General features: G+C 66.5%; 18 protein-coding genes. 11 read left to right on the forward strand and 7 right to left on the reverse strand.

Translation table 11 applies throughout. The annotated features are described in order from the left end of the window. Positions 1 to 77: 77 nt before the first annotated feature. Positions 78 to 1,187 (reverse strand): LLM class flavin-dependent oxidoreductase, encoded by a 1,110-nt coding sequence (locus tag G3545_RS13375; RefSeq protein WP_170013342.1) that lies wholly within the window; start codon positions 1,185 to 1,187, stop codon positions 78 to 80. 507 nt (positions 1,188 to 1,694) lie between these two features. Here G3545_RS13375 and G3545_RS13380 point away from each other — a divergent pair. From G3545_RS13380 to G3545_RS13410, 7 genes are read left to right on the forward strand one after another with little or no spacing between them, the layout of a single operon-like run. Next, positions 1,695 to 2,714 carry a tripartite tricarboxylate transporter substrate binding protein gene (locus G3545_RS13380; protein WP_170013344.1) on the forward strand — a complete coding sequence of 340 codons (1,020 nt, stop codon included), beginning with the start codon at positions 1,695 to 1,697 and terminating at the stop codon, positions 2,712 to 2,714. Between the two features lie 26 nt (positions 2,715 to 2,740). Next, on the forward strand, positions 2,741 to 3,193 hold the full coding sequence (locus G3545_RS13385; protein WP_170013346.1) for a tripartite tricarboxylate transporter TctB family protein: 453 nt from the start codon (positions 2,741 to 2,743) through the stop codon (positions 3,191 to 3,193). A gap of 26 nt (positions 3,194 to 3,219) precedes the next feature. Next, complete coding sequence (locus G3545_RS13390) at positions 3,220 to 4,752, forward strand: tripartite tricarboxylate transporter permease (RefSeq protein ID WP_170013348.1); 1,533 nt, start codon at positions 3,220 to 3,222, stop codon at positions 4,750 to 4,752. An 8-nt stretch (positions 4,753 to 4,760) separates the two neighbouring features. After that, positions 4,761 to 5,795 carry an amidohydrolase family protein gene (locus tag G3545_RS13395; RefSeq protein WP_170013350.1) on the forward strand — a complete coding sequence of 345 codons (1,035 nt, stop codon included), beginning with the start codon at positions 4,761 to 4,763 and terminating at the stop codon, positions 5,793 to 5,795. Further along, positions 5,792 to 6,247, forward strand: coding sequence for a cupin domain-containing protein (locus G3545_RS13400; protein ID WP_170013352.1), 456 nt, complete (start codon positions 5,792 to 5,794; stop codon positions 6,245 to 6,247). Before G3545_RS13395 ends, G3545_RS13400 begins: the two co-directional genes overlap by 4 nt. Further along, positions 6,244 to 7,344 (forward strand): Ldh family oxidoreductase, encoded by a 1,101-nt coding sequence (locus G3545_RS13405; RefSeq protein ID WP_170013354.1) that lies wholly within the window; start codon positions 6,244 to 6,246, stop codon positions 7,342 to 7,344. Before G3545_RS13400 ends, G3545_RS13405 begins: the two co-directional genes overlap by 4 nt. Positions 7,345 to 7,360: 16 nt before the next feature. After that, positions 7,361 to 7,798: a cupin domain-containing protein gene (locus G3545_RS13410; RefSeq protein WP_170013356.1), complete on the forward strand. Its 438-nt coding sequence runs from the start codon at positions 7,361 to 7,363 to the stop codon at positions 7,796 to 7,798. 111 nt (positions 7,799 to 7,909) lie between these two features. Here the strand turns inward: G3545_RS13410 and G3545_RS13415 are convergent, their stop codons facing one another. Further along, positions 7,910 to 8,878: a LysR family transcriptional regulator gene (locus G3545_RS13415; RefSeq protein WP_170013358.1), complete on the reverse strand. Its 969-nt coding sequence runs from the start codon at positions 8,876 to 8,878 to the stop codon at positions 7,910 to 7,912. A 78-nt stretch (positions 8,879 to 8,956) separates the two neighbouring features. On the opposite strand from G3545_RS13415, the gene G3545_RS13420 reads away from it, so the two are divergent. The 4 genes from G3545_RS13420 (at position 8,957) to G3545_RS13435 (ending at position 12,134) form a co-directional block, all read left to right on the forward strand. Continuing rightward, a complete protein-coding gene (locus G3545_RS13420) occupies positions 8,957 to 9,493 on the forward strand; it encodes a flavin reductase family protein (protein WP_170013360.1) in 537 nt (178 codons plus the stop codon). A gap of 34 nt (positions 9,494 to 9,527) precedes the next feature. Then, on the forward strand, positions 9,528 to 10,556 hold the full coding sequence (locus G3545_RS13425) for a Gfo/Idh/MocA family oxidoreductase (RefSeq protein WP_170013362.1): 1,029 nt from the start codon (positions 9,528 to 9,530) through the stop codon (positions 10,554 to 10,556). Between the two features lie 6 nt (positions 10,557 to 10,562). Then, positions 10,563 to 11,114: a carboxymuconolactone decarboxylase family protein gene (locus G3545_RS13430; protein ID WP_170013364.1), complete on the forward strand. Its 552-nt coding sequence runs from the start codon at positions 10,563 to 10,565 to the stop codon at positions 11,112 to 11,114. 63 nt (positions 11,115 to 11,177) lie between these two features. Next, positions 11,178 to 12,134 carry a LysR family transcriptional regulator gene (locus G3545_RS13435; protein WP_170013366.1) on the forward strand — a complete coding sequence of 319 codons (957 nt, stop codon included), beginning with the start codon at positions 11,178 to 11,180 and terminating at the stop codon, positions 12,132 to 12,134. Between the two features lie 178 nt (positions 12,135 to 12,312). Here G3545_RS13435 and G3545_RS13440 read toward each other — a convergent pair whose 3' ends face one another. From G3545_RS13440 to G3545_RS13460, 5 genes are all read right to left on the reverse strand, one after another. Beyond that, complete coding sequence (locus G3545_RS13440) at positions 12,313 to 13,821, reverse strand: tripartite tricarboxylate transporter permease (protein WP_170013368.1); 1,509 nt, start codon at positions 13,819 to 13,821, stop codon at positions 12,313 to 12,315. Between the two features lie 7 nt (positions 13,822 to 13,828). Next, positions 13,829 to 14,278 carry a tripartite tricarboxylate transporter TctB family protein gene (locus G3545_RS13445; protein WP_170013370.1) on the reverse strand — a complete coding sequence of 150 codons (450 nt, stop codon included), beginning with the start codon at positions 14,276 to 14,278 and terminating at the stop codon, positions 13,829 to 13,831. Positions 14,279 to 14,466: 188 nt separating this feature from the next. Further along, entirely contained in the window at positions 14,467 to 15,462 is a 996-nt protein-coding gene (locus G3545_RS13450; protein WP_170013372.1) for a tripartite tricarboxylate transporter substrate binding protein, read from the reverse strand. A 76-nt stretch (positions 15,463 to 15,538) separates the two neighbouring features. Continuing rightward, on the reverse strand, positions 15,539 to 16,675 hold the full coding sequence (locus G3545_RS13455) for a Gfo/Idh/MocA family oxidoreductase (protein ID WP_170013374.1): 1,137 nt from the start codon (positions 16,673 to 16,675) through the stop codon (positions 15,539 to 15,541). Positions 16,676 to 17,009: 334 nt separating this feature from the next. After that, positions 17,010 to 18,269 carry a DUF2325 domain-containing protein gene (locus G3545_RS13460; protein WP_170013376.1) on the reverse strand — a complete coding sequence of 420 codons (1,260 nt, stop codon included), beginning with the start codon at positions 18,267 to 18,269 and terminating at the stop codon, positions 17,010 to 17,012. Between the last annotated feature and the right edge of the window lie 272 nt (positions 18,270 to 18,541).

The raw sequence follows: 18,541 nt of genomic DNA on the forward strand, positions 1-18,541 counted from the left end.
GCCCCTTCCTGCGCGCGATCCCGGATACGGCCTTGCGGCCGTTCCGGGATGACGATGGGTGGTGGCAGGGAAGAAGGCTACTCCGCCGCCGCGGTCTCCTCTGCCCCCAGCTCGGCATTGACGAGCGGCATCACCTGCTCCGCCATCAGACGCATCGACCGCTTGGCGAGGGCGGGGTCGCGCCAGTCGTGGCCGGCATAGAGCAGCGTGCCGAACGGGCCGACCTCGTCGACGAAGCCGAGCAGCTTGTCGGCCACTTCGTCCGGCGTGCCGTGAATGACGAGGCGATCGAGCACATGCTCGAGCGTCAGCTCGCTGTCCGGCATGGACGGGTCTTCCTTGAACAGATTCGAGCGGCCGTTCTTGACCAGCTTGGTGAAGAGCGAGCGGAAATAATGCACATAGGGGCTGCCCTCGCCGCGAGCGTACTCGCGCGCCGTCGCGGCATCCTCGGCGACGAAGACGCTCTTGGCGACGCGCCAGTTCGACAAATCCACCGGCCTCCCGCCCGCCCGGCAGCCTTCCTCATAGGAGGCACGATGGGTGGCGACCCATTTCGGCATCAGGAAGTTGGCCGAGATCGGGTCCCAGCCGCGCGCAGCCGCCGCGCTCACGCCTTTGGAGAATGGCGCCACCGCGGTGATTACCACCGGCGGATGCGGTTTCTGCAGCGGGCGGCCAATGATGCCCTGGCCGATTTCCGGCAACAGGGTGCGCTCGGTGGTGATCTTCCAGTATTTGCCGTCGATCTTGTAGGGCGCCTCGCCGGTCCAGATCGCCATCACCGCATCGATGGCTTCCAGGAACATGGCGTTACGGTCGGCATCGAGATTGCCGAACACTTCGGCGTCCGACAGCAGGCCGCCCGGCGAGATGCCGAAATTGAGCTTGCCGTCGAGCAGATGGTCGAGCATCGAAATCTGCGCCGCCACCGCCGCCGGGTGGATATTCGGCATGTTCACCGTGCCGGTGCCGAGCCGCATCTGCTTGATGCGCCCGGCAAGGCTGGCGAGGAACACCATGCAGCTGGTGATGTTCTCGGCCAGATCGGTGACGTGCTCGCCGACATAGCCTTCGCTGTAGCCGAGCTCGTCGGCCAGCAGGAACGCTTCCTGGTCTTCCCGCAGGGTCTCGCGCCAATCCCGCCCGAGGGGATGGATGGGCATGGTGAAGAAGCCGAGTTGCATGCCTGCTCTCCGCACGTGTCCGTTCAGGCCGGACGCTAGCGGCGCGTCTGCATTAACAGAAACGATAAGAACTGATGCGCCCGATCAGGAGTTCTAATGCGCTCGGGGGCGTGTCGCTCGGCTTGAGCATCCTTCGAGGCCCGGCGTCGCCGGGCACCTCAGGATGAGGTTCATCTCAAAAAATGACCTCATCCTGAGGTGCGAGCGCAGCGAGCCTCGAAGGATGCGCAAGCCGAGCGCCCTGCTCCTCTGCCACGAAGAACGACATCATCTTTGTTCGTTACAGATAATCCCCAACGGAATATCACCGAACAATGCACGTTCTACCGATTATATTTCGTACAACCAAAACATATGCCGATTTGTATTACATCCATGCTTTTTAGACATGGGAGAGTATCTACGAATATATGAGGCACAACTTGACACATATGCGTCACCGTCCTTAGCTTCCGCAGAAGACGTCGAAAACGACGCTGTCGCCGCATAGGCCAATGGAGGAACGCCATGACCATTCGTGAGACCCAGCATTTCCGCCTAAGGCGCACCGCGCTTGCCGCGATCGGCGCCACGCTCGCTTTTGCCGCCTTGCCCACCGGGCTTTCCGCGCAGACCGCGCCGACCGGCCCCATCGAGATCACCACCGGCACCAGCCCGGGCGGCACGCCCGACGTGCTGATGCGCCGCGCCGCCAAGATCCTCAATGAGCAGAAGATCATCACCAACCCGCTGGTGGTGCAGAACCGCACCGGCGGCTCCTGGATGGTCGCCGCCAATTTCGTGCTCGCCAAGAAGGGCGACAAGAACATCGTGCTGTGCATCGCCCAGCCGATCCTCACCACCCCGATCACCCAGGGTCTCGCCACCGTCTATGACAAGCTGACTCCGATCAGCATGTTCATCCAGGGCGACCTGGTGCTGGTGGTGCAGCCCTCCTCGCCGGTCAACAGCCTGAAGGACCTCGTGGCACTCGCCGCCCAGCGCGAGCGTAGCGTGAAGGTTGCCGGCGCGCAGAGCGGCTCCACCGACCACATGGTGGCGGGCCTGGTCGAGAAGGCCGGCAAGGTGAAGCTGAACTATGTACCGTTCGACGGTGGCGGCGCCGCGCAGGCCGCCTTCCTCGGCGGCAATGTCGACATGATGACGCTGACGCCCTCCGAGGCGCTGCCGCTGGTCAAGAGCGGCAAGGCCAAGATGATCGCCATCCTCTCCGAGAAGCGCCGCACCGAGCCGGAGCTGAAGGACCTCGCCACCGCCAAGGAGCAGGGCTTCGCCGTGGTGTGGGGCCAGGCCTGGGGTCTCGCCGGCCCGCCGGATCTCGACGCCGGCACGGTGAAGTTCTGGGACGACGCCATCGCCAAGCTGGTCGCCAATCCGGAATGGCAGGCGAGCATCAAGGAGAACTTCCTGCGCAGCGAGATGATCCCGGCCTCGCAGGCCAAGGCGCACCTCGCCAAGCTGCATGAAGAGCACCTCGCACTGCTGAAGGACCTCGGCCTCGCCAAGGCTCCTCCGGCCGGCCAGTGAGCATCGTCAACGAAAGGGAGGCCGGCATGAGGACGGTCGACATCGTCACGGCACTCATCGTGCTCGCTTTGTCGGTCGCCGTCATGATCGGCACCCACCAGCTCGAATACTGGTCGGAATTCGCACCCGGATCGGCGTTCGCGCCGTTCTGGGTGGGGATTGCCGGGATCGTGCTGTCGCTGCTGCTGCTGTTCACGGCGCTACGCCGCGAACAGCACGAGCCGCACAATTTTCCGGATCGCCACGGTTTCCTGCGCGTCGTCGAGGTCGCCGCCGCGCTGTGGATCATGCTGCTGGCGGTGCCGGTGCTCGGGCTGATCCTCTCCGGCGTCGTCTTCTGCCTGTTCCTGCTGCTCGCCGTCGAGCGGCGGCCGCTCATTCCGAGCCTTGCCACCACGGCGATCACCGTCGGCATCGTCTATGGCGTCTTCATCGCCTGGCTCGGCATTTCTCTTCCGCAAGGGGTGCTGGGCATCTGAGCCCGCTCGCCAGAACCGGACGGACCATGGACGCCCTCGCCTCACTTGCCCAAGGATTTGCGGTCGCGTCGACGCCGACGAACCTGTTGTTCGTGCTCATCGGCGTCACGCTCGGCCAATTGATCGGCGTGCTGCCCGGCATCGGGCCGGCCGCCGGCATGGCGCTGCTGCTGCCCGTCACCTTCGGCCTCGAGCCGGTGACCGCCCTCGTGATGCTCTCCGGCATCATGTATGGCGGCATGTATGGCGGCACCCTCACCTCGGTGCTGGTGAACGTGCCGGGCGAGGCCGCCAGCGTGATGACCGCGGTGGACGGCAACCAGCTCGCCAAGCAGGGCAGAGCCGGCGCGGCGCTGTCCATATCGGCGATCGGCTCGTTCCTCGCCGGCATCAGCGCCGTCACCGCGCTGGTATTCCTCACCCCGGCGCTCAGCGCCTTTGCGCTCAGCTTCTCGGCGCCGGAATACTTCCTGCTGGCGCTGCTCGGCATCACCGCCACCGCCAGCATGGGCACCGGCTCGCCGATCAAGGCGATGATCGGCGCCGCGCTCGGGCTGATGGTGGCGCTGGTCGGCACCGATCCGATCCAGGGCACGTCGCGCCTCACCTTCGGCTCGCTGGAGCTGCTGGAAGGCATCGACTTCCTGCCCGTCGCCATCGGCATTTTCGGCATCGCCGAGATTCTGGTCTCGATGGAGCAGACCCAGCATGTCGAGCCGATCAAGACCCGGCTGCGCGACATGTGGCTCACCGCCAAGGACTGGGCCGAGTGCCGCATGGCGGTGCTGCGCGGCGGCACCATAGGCTTCCTCATCGGCCTGATGCCCGGCGCCGGCCCGACGGTGGCGGCGCTGCTGGCCTATGTGGTCGAGAAGAAATTCTCCAAGCACCCCGAACGCTTCGGCCGCGGTGCGCTCGACGGCGTCGCCGCCGCCGAATCCGCCAACAACTCGGCCGCCCATGGTGCGCTGGTGCCGATGCTGGCGCTCGGCATTCCCGGCTCGGCCTCGACCGCGGTGCTGCTTGCCGCTTTGGTGCTGCTCGGCATCCGACCCGGCCCAGGCCTGCTCACCGAGCAGTCGGACCTGGTCTGGGGGCTCATCGCCTCGATGTTCATCGGCAATGTGTTCCTGCTGGTCATGAACCTGCCGATGGCGCCGATCTTCGCTTCGGTGCTGCGCATCCCGTATTCCTACCTGGTGCCCGGCATATTGATGATCTCGCTGGTCGGGGCCTATGCCACCAGCCTCAGCCTGTTCAATGTCGGGCTGACGCTGTTCTTCGGCGTGGTCGGCTACTGGATGATCCGCGCCGACATACCTCGCGCGCCGGTCGTGCTCGCCGTGGTGCTGGCACAGCTGATGGAAACCTCGCTGCGGCAGTCGCTGATGCTGTCCGAGGGCAGCATGGCGATCTTCGTGCAGCGTCCGCTCTCCGCCGTGCTGGCGCTGCTCGTCATCGCCTCGCTGGTGCTGCCGATCTTCAACGCCCTGATGAATCGCCGCGCCGCGCGCCGCGCCCGTCTGGACGATGGCCTCGTTTCCAATTCTTCCGACTAGGAGCTCCGATGACTGCCACCCCCGTGATCGATGTCCATGCGCATATCCTGACCGAGGAGATGATGCGCCTGATGCGGAACGAGGCCCCGGAGATCGGCCCGCGCCTCAGCGAGGTCGATGCCGAAGGCGGCGTGCTCAAGGTCGCCGACATCGTGCAGCGTCCGTTCCCGCGCGGCGGCTGGGATCTCGACAAGCGCCTTGCCGATCTCGACTTTGCCGGCATCGATCTGCAGGTGCTGTCGAACTGCCCGCAGACCTTCCTCTATGAGCAGGATCCCGCGCTCACCGCCGCGTTGTCGGCGGTGCAGAACGAGGCCATTGCCGATCTGGTGCGCAAGCATCCCGACCGCTTCCTCGGCATCGGCACGGTGGCATTGCAGGACCCGAAGCGCGCCGCCGACGAACTCGGCCGCGCGGTGTCGAAGCTCGGTCTCGGCGGCATCCAGATCGGCTCGCATGTCGAAGGCAAGAACCTCGACGATCCGGCGCTGGAGCCGGTGTGGTCGACCGCGGCGGAACTCGATGCCTTCATCCTGGTGCATCCGCAGAAGACCGCGGCGGGCGACCGCACCAAGGATTTCTACCTCAAGAACCTGATCGGCAATCCACTGGAGACCACCATCGCGGCGGCCTCATTGGTGTTCTCCGGCGTGCTGGAGCGCTACCCGAACCTGAAGATCTGCTTCGTACATGGCGGCGGCTTCATGCCGTTCCAGACCGGCCGCATGATCCATGGCTGGAAGGAGCGGCCGGAGTGCCGCAAATTCATCAAGGAGAGCCCGGAGGTCTCGATCCGCCGGCTGTATTTCGACACGCTGACCCATTACGGCCCGGCGCTGCGCTATCTCACCGACACGTTCGGCTCCGACCACATATTGCTCGGCAGCGACTATCCGTTCGACATGGGCACGCTGGAATGTGCCCGTCAGGTGCGCGAGGCCGGCCTCGCCGAGACGGATCGCGACGCCATCCTCGGCGGCACCGCGGCCGGCTTCTTCGGCGTCAGCGGCACGGTGGACGCCAAGGCGAAGGCCATCGCATGAGCGCCGGCAACGCCCCTTCCGCCGCCGTGCTTCGACCGGACGAACTCCCGGTCACCGAGCGTGGCGGCGGCGCCCGCACGGTGCGGCTCGTCACCGGCGAGCTCGGCTCGCAAAAGCTGCTCAACGGCATCACCAGCTTCGGGCCCAAAGCCGCGATCGCGCTGCATTGCCACAATTGCGAGGAGAGCGTGATCGTCCTTGAAGGCGAAGCTGTCTTCGAGATCGGCGGCGTCGAATATGCGCTGAAGGCCCGCGACACCACCTGGATCCCGCCCAACATCCCGCACCGCTTCCGCAATGTGTCGGACACCGAGAAGCTGGAGATATTCTGGACCTATGCCGACGTCGACGCGACGCGCACGCTGATGGAGACCGGCAAGACCCACAGCATCGCCTCCGAGCATGCGAGGGACTCGCACGCGAAGGATTCGCATGCGGGAGACCGCAAGTGAGCGTGCACGCCGTTACCGATACGCCGGTCGAGTCCCCTCGCCGTTTTGCCCCGCAGGTGCTGGGGAGCATGATCTCCGACGCCATGAGGAGTTGCGGCCTGCCGGCCGAGGGCGCCGCCAAGGTCGCCGAGATGATGGTCGAAGCGGACCTCACCGGCGCCGACGCCCACGGCATCTTCCGCCTGCCGCAATATGTCCGGCGGCTGAGGGCCGGCGGCGTCAATCCGACCCCGAACATCAGTGTCGCCCGCAAGGGGCCCGCGGTGGCGCTGGTCGATGGCGACAACGGCATGGGCCATCTGGTGATGACCACGGCCACCGAGACCGCCATCGAGATGGCACGCTATACCGGCGTCGCCTGGGTCGGGGTGCGCCGCTCCAACCATGCCGGCCCCGCCGCGCTCTATGCCGAGATGCCGGTGAAGCATGGCATGGTCGGCATCTATTCGGTGGTGGCGAGCTCCAACCATATGGCGGTGTGGGGCGGCACCTCCTCGCTGCTCGGCACCAACCCGCTGGCCGTCGGCATACCCTGCGGCGACGAGCCGCCGGTGGTGCTGGACATCGCGACCACCATCGTCTCCTACGGCACCGTCAAGAAATACGTGATGCAGGACAAGGCCTTGCCGGAGGGCTGGCTGGTCAGCAAGCGTGACGGCTCCCCGGTTACGGATCCCAAGCGCACCGGCGAGGGGCTGCTGCTGCCGATCGGTGGCCACAAGGGCAGCGGCCTCGCGCTGGTGCTCGGCATACTGGCCGGCACGCTGAACAATGCCGCCTTCGGCAGCGAGGTGGTCGACTTCAACGCCGACAACTCGACCGAGACCAATACAGGCCATTTCATCCTGGCGCTCGATGTCGAGCGCTTCATGCCGATGGCAGTTTTCGCCAATCTGTTGAAGGGCCAGCTCGACGAATTGCGGGGCGACACGCCGCTGCCCGGTGTCGAGGAGATCCGCATGCCGGGCGACCAGCGCGCGGTGCGCCGCGACGAGCGGCGCGAGCATGGCGTGCCGATCCCCGCGCCGCTGCAGCGCCAGCTCGACGAACTGGCGGGCCAGCTCGGCATTGCCACCTTCACCTCCCGCCAGCCGTGAGCAGGAACCGCACGCCATGACCGCGCAGCCGCAGACCATCAACCAGGGCGCCTTCAAGGCCGGCGAAGGCGCCTATCTGTTCCAGCTCGCCAAGTTAGAGGGCATTCCCGGAGGCGCCGCCTATTCTACTGCCTTCGGCAGCGTGGTGGAGGGCATCCGCACCCAATGCGGGCTGATGCACAAGGCCGCCGGCACCGGCGCGCGTCCGCACTCGCATCCCAATGAGCAGTGGAACTACGTCGTGCAGGGCCGGCTCCGGGTCAGCATCGAGGGCGAGGAAGACCAGATCGCCGGCCCCGGCACGCTGATCTATTTCCCGCCCAACGTGGTCCACGCCACGGTGGCGCTGCCGGAAGAGGACGTGCTGTTCTTCGTGGTCAAGGACACCACCCACGGCATCGCGGGAAATCCCGCCGACGGCAAGGCGACCGGGGGCTATTATGGGTCGGAGTGAATAGAACCACGTCATCCTGAGGTGCCCGGCGACAGCCGGGCCTCGAAGGATGCTGAAGCAGAAGACGGCCATCGGGGATGGGCATCCTTCGAGGCTCGCTTCGCTCGCACCTCAGGATGACGTGGTGTCTTTCTGAGTGGCCTCCTGAGGCGTGGCGCTTTCCCCCCACACGGCCCCAAGTTTCCGTGTCTCCTCGCGCAGCATGTCCAGGAACGCCGCCGCCGCCGGGATCAGCGGGCGGCGGGCCGGCTCGATCAGCACCAGCTCGATGCCGACCGGCGGATCCGCCAGCGGGTTGACGGTCCAGCGCCGCGGCGCCTGGCTTGTCGCATCCTCCGCCATCATCAGGCCGGGCAGGATCGCCACCCAGTCGGTGCTGGCGATGAAATCGAGCGCGCCCATCATGGCGTCGAGCTCCAGCAGCCGCTCGACCTGCACGCCGGTGGCGTTGAAATAGGTCTCGAGATTGGTGCGGCGCACATTCTGCGCGCTCGGCACCACGATCTTGAGCGGGCCGAGATCGGCGAGCTTGATCGGCTCCATGTGGCGCCGGCCGGCGGCCAGCCCCGAAACCAGCACCTCCGGCGTATAGGCAAAGCGCGTGGTCTTCACGCCCACCACGCCGGTCGAGGCCGGCACGATGGCGAAGGCGAGGTCGCCGCTGCGCACCTGCTGGGTCAGGGTGTTGGAGAAAGCTTCCAGCACCCGCACCACCACATTGGGATGCGCCTCGACGAAGCGCGCCAGGGCAGGCGCCAGCACGCTGCGCGTCATGGTCGGCATCAGCCCCACCACCATGTCACCGTCGAGCCCGTCGCCATAGCCGGCGACCGAGCGGCTGGCGATCTCGTTCAGCCGCAGCAATTCGATGCAATGGCGGTAATAGCTGTCGCCCGCCGGGGTCGGGCGCACCATGCCGCTGCCGCGCGCAAACAGCCGGACGGCAAAGCGGTCCTCGATCTTGCGGATGTGCTGGGAGACGCCGGACTGCGTGGCGTGCTCGCGTTCCGCCGCGGCGGTGAAGGAGCGTTCTTCATAGGCAGCCACGAAAAGGCGGATATCGCGCAGGGTGTCGCTCATGCCGGCATCATGTTTCCTGATGAGGGAAAGCAGATCATATCATTTCTACAGCGGAAAAAGCCGGCCTACCCTCATCTCATGAGCGATCATGTCATCGAATTCCGCGAACCCGAGGACCATGGCCATTTCCGCCGGGCGCTCGGCCGCTTCGCGACCGGGGTCACTGTGGTCACCACCCGCACGCCGGAGGGCAAGCTCGAAGGGCTGACGGTCAATTCCTTCTCCTCGGTCTCGCTCGATCCGCCGCTGGTGCTGTGGAGCCTGCAGCGCCGCGCACCGTCGCTGCCGGGCTTCAAGGCAGCCGGCTGCTTCGCGGTCAATGTGCTCGCCACCCACCAGAAGAAGCTGTGCCGGCACTTCTCGACGCCGCGCGAGGACAAGTTTACCGACGTCGAGCACCGGCTCGGCCAGAATGGCTGCCCGCTGGTGGAGGGCGCCATCGCCCGCTTCGAATGCCGCACCGAGAACATCATCGAAGCTGGCGACCACCTGATCTTCCTCGGCCGGGTCGAGCGTGCCATGCATCGCGACGGCGAACCGCTGATCTTCTCGACCGGCGCCTTCTGGGTGCCGGCCGCTCACCCGGAGACGGTCGAGGCGGCCGCCCGGGCCTGACAACAAGCATCGCAACGAAAAGGGTAGGAAACGCATGATCCGCGCCGCAATTGCCGGCCTTGGCTGGTGGGGCAAGCACATGATCCGCCGCATGGCGGATTCCACCGAGCTGCGCATCGTCGTCGCCATCGACACCTCGGATGCGCAGGCCGCCTTCGCCGCGGAATACGGCATCCCGGTCACCACGCGCTGGGACGATGTGCTGACCGACCCGACCATCGACGCGGTGATCCTGTGCACCCCGCATTCGCTGCACACCGGGCAGGTGCTGGCCATCGCCAAGGCCGGCAAGCATGTGTTCTGCGAGAAGCCGCTGGCGCTCAACCGCGCTGACGCCGAGCGCTCGGTCGAGGCCTGCCGTGCCGCCGGGGTCAAGCTCGGCATCGGCCATGAGCGCCGCTACGAGCCGGCCATGCTGGAGATCAAGCGCCTGGTCGACAGCGGCACGCTCGGCACCTTCATGCATGTCGAGGCCAATTTCAGCCATGACAAGCTCGCCGAGGTCCCGGCGGGCGACTGGCGCGCCTCCCCGGTCGATGCGCCTGCCGCCGGCATGACGGCGATGGGCATCCATCTCACCGACGGCTTCATCGACCTGTTCGGGCCGATCACCGAGGTCTATGCGACGACGGCGCAGCGCGCCTCGAACCGGGCGAATGGCGACGTGGTCTCGGTGCTGACCCGCTTCGCCTCCGGCGCCACCGGCTATCTCAACGCCATATTGGTGACGCCGAACTATATCGGCATTACTGTCTATGGCTCCGACGCCTGGGTCGAGGCGCGCAACCACACCCATCCCGACACGCCGGGCAAGACCACACTCACCGTCCAGCACAAGGACGGCCGGGTCGAAGTGCGAGACTATGAGTGGGCCGACACGGTGAAGGCCAATCTCGAAGCCTTCGCCCGCTCGATCGCCGCCGGCTCGCCGTATGTGTTCACCGACGCGCAGAAGATCGGCAATATCGCCGTGCTCGAGGCGATCTGCCGTTCGGTGGCGACCAATGCGCCGGTGCCGGTGGAGACCGGCAGCCAGCCCGGCCGCGCCGCCGCGAGCGCGTGAGAGGGAATGGAATTGAACACAACTACCACCGAGCCGCGCTACCGGGCCCTCACCCGTGAGGAGCTGGGCGATGAGCAGCGCCGGGTCTTCGACAATATCGCCCGCCCGCGCGCCGGCGCCGTGCCGGCACCGTTCCATGTCTATCTGGAGAATCCGGAACTGTGCGAACTGGTGCAGGCCGTCGGCGCCTTCTGCCGCTACCGCACCGGCCTGCCGCCGCGCCTGTCCGAGACCGCGATCCTGACCACCGCGGCCTATTGGGGCGCGGACTACGAATTCGAGGTGCATTCCCACGAGGCCCGCAAGGCCGGAGTGCCCGAAACCGAGATCGAGGCGCTGGCACAAAAGCGCCGGCCGGACTTCAGCGATCCCGACGCCGCTCTGGTGCATGACTTCGCAGCCGCCTTCTATCGCGACCGCGAAGTGCCGGACGAACTGTTCGCCGCGGCCAATTCGCGCTTTGGTCGCCGGACGGTGGTCGAACTCACTGGTTTGCTTGGCTATTATTCGATGCTGGCAATCGCCTTGCGGGTGTTCCGCGTGCCGGCATCGGCGTGAGGAACCCCAAACAACAACGGGTGCGAACGACACGACAAGCGCTCCCGACCGGAGGAAGCCGACATGGAACTGCGCAGCATCGAAGCCTTTGTTCGCGTTGCCGAACTCGGCAGCATCACGCGGGCCTCGCGTGACCTCGGCATCGTGCAGCCTGCGCTGAGCCGGCACATCCAGCGCATCGAGACCGAGATAGGCACGCCGCTGCTGGTGCGCCTGCCGCGCGGAGTGCAGCTCACCTTCGCCGGGCGGCGCTTCCTGCAGCACAGCCGCCGCATCCTCCAGGAAGTGGCCCGCGCCACCGAGGAGCTGAATATTGGCAGCGAGGGGCCGACCGGGCGCGTCGTCGTCGGCATCTCGCCGACATTGAGCCCGCTGCTGGTGCCGGGCCTGGTCGAGCGCTGCACCTCGGGCTTCCCGAACATCCAGCTGAAGATCATCGAGGAATTCACCCGCCGGCTCCAGGTCGACGTGCTGAACGGTCAGGTCGACCTTGCCTTGCTCACCAACCCGCCGCCGAACCGTGCGCTGCGCTTCACCGCAGTGCTGACCGAGCCGATCGTCGTGGTCATGCCGCGCCACCAGCGCGGGGTGTCGCCGGTGGTGACGCTGGACGAACTGGCCTCGATGCCGATGCTGGTGACGCGCGGCATCCGCGCCATGGTCGACGAACAGCTCGCCTCGCACGGCGTGTGCATCGAGGTGGAGTGCGAGATCGATGCGGTGGAAGCCATACGCCGCATGCTGCTGCGCGGCCGCGGCGCCTCGATCATGCCGATCTCGGCATTCCGCAAGGAGATAAATGACGGCCTGCTCACCGGCCTTGCCGTCGGCGGCGTGAACCTGTCGCGCACCATCATGCTCGCCCATGTCGGCGACCAGGTAAGCGCGGCGGCGCAGGCGGTGATGGGCCTGCTGCGCGCCGAGATTGACGCCCTGGCGCAGCGCGGCATCTTCAGCGCGCTGTCGGAAGGCTCGGCCTGGCAGATGCCGGCGGAACGCACGCTCGTCGGCGCCGCGTGAGGCTTGTTCAATCGAATCGAAAGGCCGGGCTCGCGCCCGGCCTTTTTTGTTCCTCGGCTTGAACATCCTTCGAGGCTCGCTGGTGCTCGCACCTCAGGATGACGTCGCTCTTGCAACCACGTCATCCTGAGGTGCCCGGCAACGCCGGGCCTCGAAGGATGCTGAAGCAGGGCGTCCCCTACTCCGCACCCTCCTCGAACGCCTTCTGCCGCGTCACCCGGATCATCGGCGCCACCAGCACGATGAGCAGGCAGAAGGCGAGGATGAGGAAGGAGAGGCTGATCGGGCGCTGCACGAACACCAGCGGGTCGCCGTGCGAGATAAGCAGCGCGCGGCGCAGCGTCTCCTCGATCAGCGGGCCGAGGATGAAGCCGAGCAGCAGCGGCGCCGGCTCGCAGCGCAGCCGCGAGCAGAGGAAGCCGAAGCCGCCGAACATCGCTGCCAGCACCACGTCGAGCGCGTTGTTGTGAATCGAGTACACGCCGATGCAACAGAACAGCATGATCGCCGGATAGAGCATGCGGTACGGCACCGAGAGCAGCTTCACCCAGATGCCGACCAGCGGCAGGTTCAGCACCACCAGCATCAGGTTGCCGAGCCACATCGAGGCGATCAGGCCCCAGAACAGGTCCGGGCGCTGGTTCATCAGTTGCGGGCCGGGCGAGAGGCCCTGCATCATCAGGGCGCCGATCATCAGCGCCATTACCGCGCTGGACGGCAGGCCGAGCGTGAGCATCGGGATGAAGGCGGTCTGCGCGGCGGCATTGTTCGCCGCCTCCGGACCGGCGACGCCCTCGATGGCGCCATGGCCGAAGCGGCTCGGATCCTTGGACAGCTTCTTCTCCAGCGCATAGGTGGAGAAGGAGGCCAGCACCGGGCCGCCGCCCGGCAACAGGCCGAGGCAGCCGCCGAGCACGGTGCCGCGCAGTGCCGGCTTCAGGAACGACTTGATGTCGGTCCAGGACGGCCACAGCCCGCGCACCTCATTGAGGAAGGTGCGGTTCTCGTCGCGGCGCTCCAGATTGGCGATGGTCTCGCCGATGCCGAACATGCCCATGGCGATGACGGCGAAGTCGATACCGTCGCCGAAGGCCGGAATGCCGAAGGTATATCGCTCCAGGCCGGTATTGGCGTCGATGCCGATGGTGCCGAGCAGGATGCCCACCAGGATCATGCCCACCGCCTTGATCACCGAGCCATGGGCCAGGATCACCGCGGCGATCAGGCCGAACAGCATCAGCGAGAAATAGTCGGCCGGGCCGAAATCGAGCGCCACCTCCGCGAGTGCAGGTGCGGCCACCGCGATGATGACGGTGGCGATGGTGCCGGCGATGAATGAGGACAGCGCCGCGGTGGCGAGCGCCAACCCGGCCTTGCCCTTGCGCGCCATCTGGTAGCCATCGATGGCGGTGACGACGGATGAGCTCTCGCCTGGCAGGTTCACCAGGATCGCCGTGGTCGAACCGCCATATTGTGCGCCGTAATAGATGCCGGCGAGCATGATCAGCGCCGCCGGCGCCGGCAGCGCGAACGTCACCGGCAGCAGGATGGAGATGGTCGCGACCGGCCCGAGGCCGGGCAGCACGCCGATGATGGTGCCGAGCAGCACGCCGAGGAAGCCGTAGGCGAGGTTCGCCGGCGTCAGCGCGACCGAGAAGCCGAGCAGCAGGTCGTTGAACAGTTCCATGCCGCCCTCACCACCTTAGATGCGTGCCGGGCAGGTTCAGACCCAGCCCGTAGGAAAACAGCAGCGTGCAGAAGATGACGAGGCCGACCGCCAGCAGGCCGGTCTCCACCGGCTTGAAGCCGCGACCCGCCAGGCTCGCCCCCACCACCACGACAAGGCCGGCGAGCGGGAAGCCCCAATCCTCGATCAGGAAGCCGAACGCCAGCACGCTCGCCAGCAGCACCAGCACCGGCCGCGGATCGACCGTGCCGACCTCCTCGGTCTCGGTGAGGAAGGAGCGCGCCAGCAAGATGCCGCCGAGGATGATGAGGCCGATGCTGACGATCAGCGGGAAATACCCCGCCCCCATCCGCGCCGCGGTGCCGAGCGGATATTTGGCGCCGATGATGATGGCGATGGCGCCGAGGCTGCAGAACAGCAGGCCGGTGAGGAAGTCGGTGGAGAGGCGGATATTCATGGAGGCTCCAGGGGGCGTTTGGGCAAATGCCTTCGGAGGCTGGGGATCGACGCTCGGCTTGGGCATCCTTCGAGGCTCGCTTGCGCGAGCACCTCAGGATGAGGTTCCTCTGGGAGTACGGCCTCATCCTGAGGTGCCGGCTTCCGGCCGGCCTCGAAGGATGCTGAAGCAGAAGGCGGCGTACCGGCTCAATCCGCCTTGGCGCCGATCTCCTTGATGATCGCGCTCCATTTGTCCGCGTCGGCCTGGATGTATTGCTTGAATTCCGCCGGGGTGGCGCTCGACACGGCGATGACGCCGGACTCGCCCATGCGGGCGCGGATGGTCTCGTCCTTCATCGCCTCGACGACGGCGGCGTGCAGCTTGTCGATGATCGGCTGCGGCGTACCGGCAGGCACCAGGATGCCCTGCCAGGACGACGAGACGCTCTTTGGATAGCCCTGCTCGGTCATGGTGGGCACGTCGGGAAGCTGCGGCACGCGCTGTTTGGTGGAGACGCCGAGCGCCTTCAGCCGGCCGCCCTTCACATGGTTGATGCCCGAGGAGATGGTGACGAACATCAGGCTGACATGGCCGCCCATGACATCGGCGGTGGCGGGGCCAGCGCCGCCCTTGTAAGGCACGTGCACCATGTCGAGCCCGGCCTCGCGACGGAACGATTCCATCTCCAGCCGGTTCACGCTGCCGGTGCCGGGCGAGGCGAAGTTCACCTGGCCGGGCCGCGCCTTCACATATTCCACCAGTTCCTTGACGTTGTTCGGCGGGAAGCTGGGATTGGCGATCAGGAGGCCGGGCGTGTCGGCGACGATGGAGATCGGCGCGAAGTCCTGCAGCGGCTTCACCCTGAGGCTTGAGAAGATGTAGGGGTTGATCGAGATGGTGCCGACATTGCCGAGGAACAGCGTGTAGCCGTCCGGCTTGGCGCGGGCGGCGAGGTCCATGCCGACATTGCCGGCGGCGCCGTCGCGGTTCTCGATGACGATCTGCTGGCCGAGAATGGCGGAGAGCCGCGGCTGGAGCAGGCGGGCGGCGAAGTCCGAGGCGCCACCCGGCGCGAACGGCACGATCATGGTGATCGGCTGGTTCGGATAGTCGGACTGGGCAAAGGCGGCGGGCGCCGCGAGCATGCCCGCGGCCGCCAAAGCGGCGCCGAGTACGTAGCGTCGATCAATGCGCTTGGTCATCGTTTCCCCTCCCAGGGATGTTCCGGCGCCGCGTGGTTTTTGCCGCTTGCGCCGTCGTCTTCGATGGATGAACGCGTCAGGCCATCGCGGCCTCGCGCAAGAGTTCCTTTTCGGCGTCGACTTCGAGCGGCAGCTTCACCGGGCGCTTCAGCTTGGCGGAGAGATCAAGCGCCTTGGTCAGCATCAGCCGGTTATGGGCTTCCGCCGCCGTGGCATGCTGTGTCGGCAGGTCGAGCGCGATGCGGTTGAGCCAGGATTCGGTCTCGGTGCGCATCGGCCCGCGCAATTCGCCGAGCGCCATGTCGCCGGGCGGATAGGAGCCCAGGAAATCGACCAGGCGGCTCTTGTCCGGCAGATAGCCCTCGGCCTGCGGCGCCGACACCGCCATCACGATGTCGCGGTGGGTGTCGTCGATGGTGAGCACGCCGGTGGTGCCGACGATACCGACCTCGAGGCTGTAGACCGCGCCGGGCCAGGTGACCGGCAACGCCCAGGAGATGTTGAGATGGTAGATCGAGCCGTCGCTCATCATGATCATGCCGGCGGTGCCGTCGATGCCGCGATAGTCCGGCCCCAGCACCTTGTCGACCGAGCGGGCATAGACCTCCACCGGGGTCTTGGCCTCCAGGTACCACATGACGATATCGAGCGCGTGGGTGCCGGAGATCACCATTGGCGAGATGGTCTCGGGCGCATCCGAGCGGCGGTAATTGTCGATCGCCACCAGCCGGTTCATGAAGGCGCGCGACGTCACCATGGTGACGTCGCCGAGCGCGCCGGTACGCACCTTTTCCTTCGCCGCCAGCCAGCGACGGCGGAAGCGCTGGGTGTAGCCGACCACGGCATCGACGCCGGAGGCGCGGATCTCCTTCAAGACGCGGGCGGAAGCATCGAGATGGGTCGCCAGCGGTTTCTCGATCAGGAGCGGCAGCTTGCGCTCCAGCGCCGCCATGACCGGATCGACATGCAGATGCTCGTCGGTGGCGACGATCACCGCGGTGACTTCCGGGCGCTTCAGCAATTCGCGATGGTCGGTGGTGACGAAGTCGGCGCCGATCTCCGCGCCGACCTTGGCACCGCGGTCCGGATTGATCTCGGCGAGGCCGATCCATTCCACCGCCGGATGGCGGGCCGCCACCGCGCCGCGGAACAGGCCGACGCGCCCGGCGCCGATGATGGCAAGGCCGATGCCCTTGGGGGTGTTGCGACGCATCAGCAGACCTCCATCTGGTGACCCAGCGTGGCCGCTTCCGGCGAAAAGACGAGGCGATCGTCTTGCAGGCTTACCGCCAGTGTTTCGGTTGGAATGCCGCTGCACCGTCCGGTGCCTGCGACCGCAACATCCATGCGCCTCATATCGTCTCCGTCCCGAGGTCTGCTTCTCTATTTGGAGGGAAGCGGACCATGGGCCGACTAACGGCGCAAATGCTGTTTCACCATCGGGCCATACTGCACCGGTATGGGTTCGAACTATTGGGTCAGCAGGATTCTGCGCTGGGGAAAATCTGCGCTGGGGAAAATCTGCTGGGCAGATCGGCCAGCGCCGGTCAGACGGTATCGCCGACCAATGCCGGGGCGGCATTGCCGCTGCCGACCGCCGCGATGAAGCTGGCGAGGCTTGCACTGCGCAAGGGCAGGAACGGCTTGCCGAGCTGGCGGCAGACCCGCTTCACCTGCTCGGCGGCGCGGTGGCTGATGCAATCGACCGGGAAATAGACGATGTCGGCCTGGCTGATCAGGCCGGGCAGCAGGCCGGCCTTGTCCTCGATGCCGCCATCATGATCGATGAGTTCGCCCCCGCAACGCGCGGTGAAGAGGCGAAGCTGCTCGATCAGCTTCGGCCGGCCGCCGACATAGAGCAGCGTCTGGCCGGTCAGATCGGGCGCGGCGACCTCTTCGGGTTCGGGCGACAGCAGCGCGGCGGCGGCCTCCAACGCGGCGTTCTCCTGCGCGAGTGCAGCGGCGACGGAGCCGAGCGTCGCCACCTTCGCTTCGCTCTCCTGCAGCGTGCGGGCAAGTTCGTCACAGCGCGCGGCGAGGGTACGCGAGCGCTCCTGCTCATCGGCGAGGCGATCCCTGAGGGCTTCGCCGTCATCCGCAGGCGCGATGGGCGCCGCGATCACCCGTCCTGTGGAGCGCCGCAGCTCGGCTTCCAATTGCTCGATCCGCGCGGCCTGTGCCGCCTTGTCGAGCGCCTGCTGCTGGAGCCGGGCTTCCTGCCGCGCGATCTTCTCGTCACGCGCACCAAGCTCGCGTTCCAGCAGGCGCAGGCGCGCAATATCGGCGCGGTTCGACATGCCGACGAGGTGCGAGAGCATGTGCACCTCGCCGAACACCTCGTTCAGCAGCGGGCGATCGGTGGCCGGATGGGTGAACACCGCCCAATAGGCGCCGGGAATGTCGCCGCTCTCCAGCGCCTCCAGCCACAGCGCGCGCACCTCCTCGACCGTGGTGGCCCTGGCGAAGCGCTTGATCGGCGCCTCGTGGCGCTTGTCGAGCATCTTGTTCAAGAGCTTGCCGGCAACATCGCTCTTGCCGGCGGCAGCGACGGCGCGGGCATGCAGCGTGTGGTCGGTGGCGGTGCGGGCGTCGGCAAAGTCGAGCTTGGCGAACAGCTGGCGCAATTCGCCGGTGGTCAGGCAGGTGCCGATGAGCGAGCAGTGCAGCGTCGGCGCCAGATCCCAGATGTGGTGGCGCCCCCTGCCATAGACGACGCTGCCCTTGGCCTCGAACGTCGACGGCGCCCCGAACGGCCGGAGGCCGTGGGCATGCACGTGCGGACGATGAAGGATGGAGGGACCGGACACCAGCGAGCGCCTCTTCGATGTATCTGGTAGGATATAACGAACGTGGCGTCGACGGGAAGAGGCCAATCATAAAGGCGCGATCAAACGACGCGATTTCCCGGGCCGGCCGTCCGCATGGTCCGCCCGAACGGCCGATTGGCCGTGGAAATCGGTATTTTTCGGGCATCCTTAGAGGCCGCTTCGCGCTACCTCAGAGCCTTACACAAAATAGACGACCTCATCCTGAGGTGCCGCCGCAGGCGGCCTCGAAGGATGCTGAAACAGAGCGCCCG

This window comes from Starkeya sp. ORNL1, assembly GCF_012971745.1.
GTDB lineage: Bacteria > Pseudomonadota > Alphaproteobacteria > Rhizobiales > Xanthobacteraceae > Ancylobacter.

Excerpts from the sequence above, each read along its gene's own strand:
- G3545_RS13440 (WP_170013368.1), bottom strand. The coding sequence starts at position 13,821 with ATGGAACTGTTCAACGACCTGCTGCTCGGCTTCTCGGTCGCGCTGACG.
- G3545_RS13450 (WP_170013372.1), bottom strand. The coding sequence starts at position 15,462 with ATGACCAAGCGCATTGATCGACGCTACGTACTCGGCGCCGCTTTGGCG.
- G3545_RS13455 (WP_170013374.1), bottom strand. The coding sequence starts at position 16,675 with ATGCGTCGCAACACCCCCAAGGGCATCGGCCTTGCCATCATCGGCGCC.
- G3545_RS13375 (WP_170013342.1), bottom strand. The coding sequence starts at position 1,187 with ATGCAACTCGGCTTCTTCACCATGCCCATCCATCCCCTCGGGCGGGAT.
- G3545_RS13400 (WP_170013352.1), top strand. The coding sequence starts at position 5,792 with ATGAGCGCCGGCAACGCCCCTTCCGCCGCCGTGCTTCGACCGGACGAA.
- G3545_RS13380 (WP_170013344.1), top strand. The coding sequence starts at position 1,695 with ATGACCATTCGTGAGACCCAGCATTTCCGCCTAAGGCGCACCGCGCTT.
- G3545_RS13415 (WP_170013358.1), bottom strand. The coding sequence starts at position 8,878 with ATGAGCGACACCCTGCGCGATATCCGCCTTTTCGTGGCTGCCTATGAA.
- G3545_RS13435 (WP_170013366.1), top strand. The coding sequence starts at position 11,178 with ATGGAACTGCGCAGCATCGAAGCCTTTGTTCGCGTTGCCGAACTCGGC.
- G3545_RS13425 (WP_170013362.1), top strand. The coding sequence starts at position 9,528 with ATGATCCGCGCCGCAATTGCCGGCCTTGGCTGGTGGGGCAAGCACATG.
- G3545_RS13445 (WP_170013370.1), bottom strand. The coding sequence starts at position 14,278 with ATGAATATCCGCCTCTCCACCGACTTCCTCACCGGCCTGCTGTTCTGC.
- G3545_RS13430 (WP_170013364.1), top strand. The coding sequence starts at position 10,563 with ATGGAATTGAACACAACTACCACCGAGCCGCGCTACCGGGCCCTCACC.
- G3545_RS13385 (WP_170013346.1), top strand. The coding sequence starts at position 2,741 with ATGAGGACGGTCGACATCGTCACGGCACTCATCGTGCTCGCTTTGTCG.
- G3545_RS13420 (WP_170013360.1), top strand. The coding sequence starts at position 8,957 with ATGAGCGATCATGTCATCGAATTCCGCGAACCCGAGGACCATGGCCAT.
- G3545_RS13390 (WP_170013348.1), top strand. The coding sequence starts at position 3,220 with ATGGACGCCCTCGCCTCACTTGCCCAAGGATTTGCGGTCGCGTCGACG.
- G3545_RS13410 (WP_170013356.1), top strand. The coding sequence starts at position 7,361 with ATGACCGCGCAGCCGCAGACCATCAACCAGGGCGCCTTCAAGGCCGGC.
- G3545_RS13395 (WP_170013350.1), top strand. The coding sequence starts at position 4,761 with ATGACTGCCACCCCCGTGATCGATGTCCATGCGCATATCCTGACCGAG.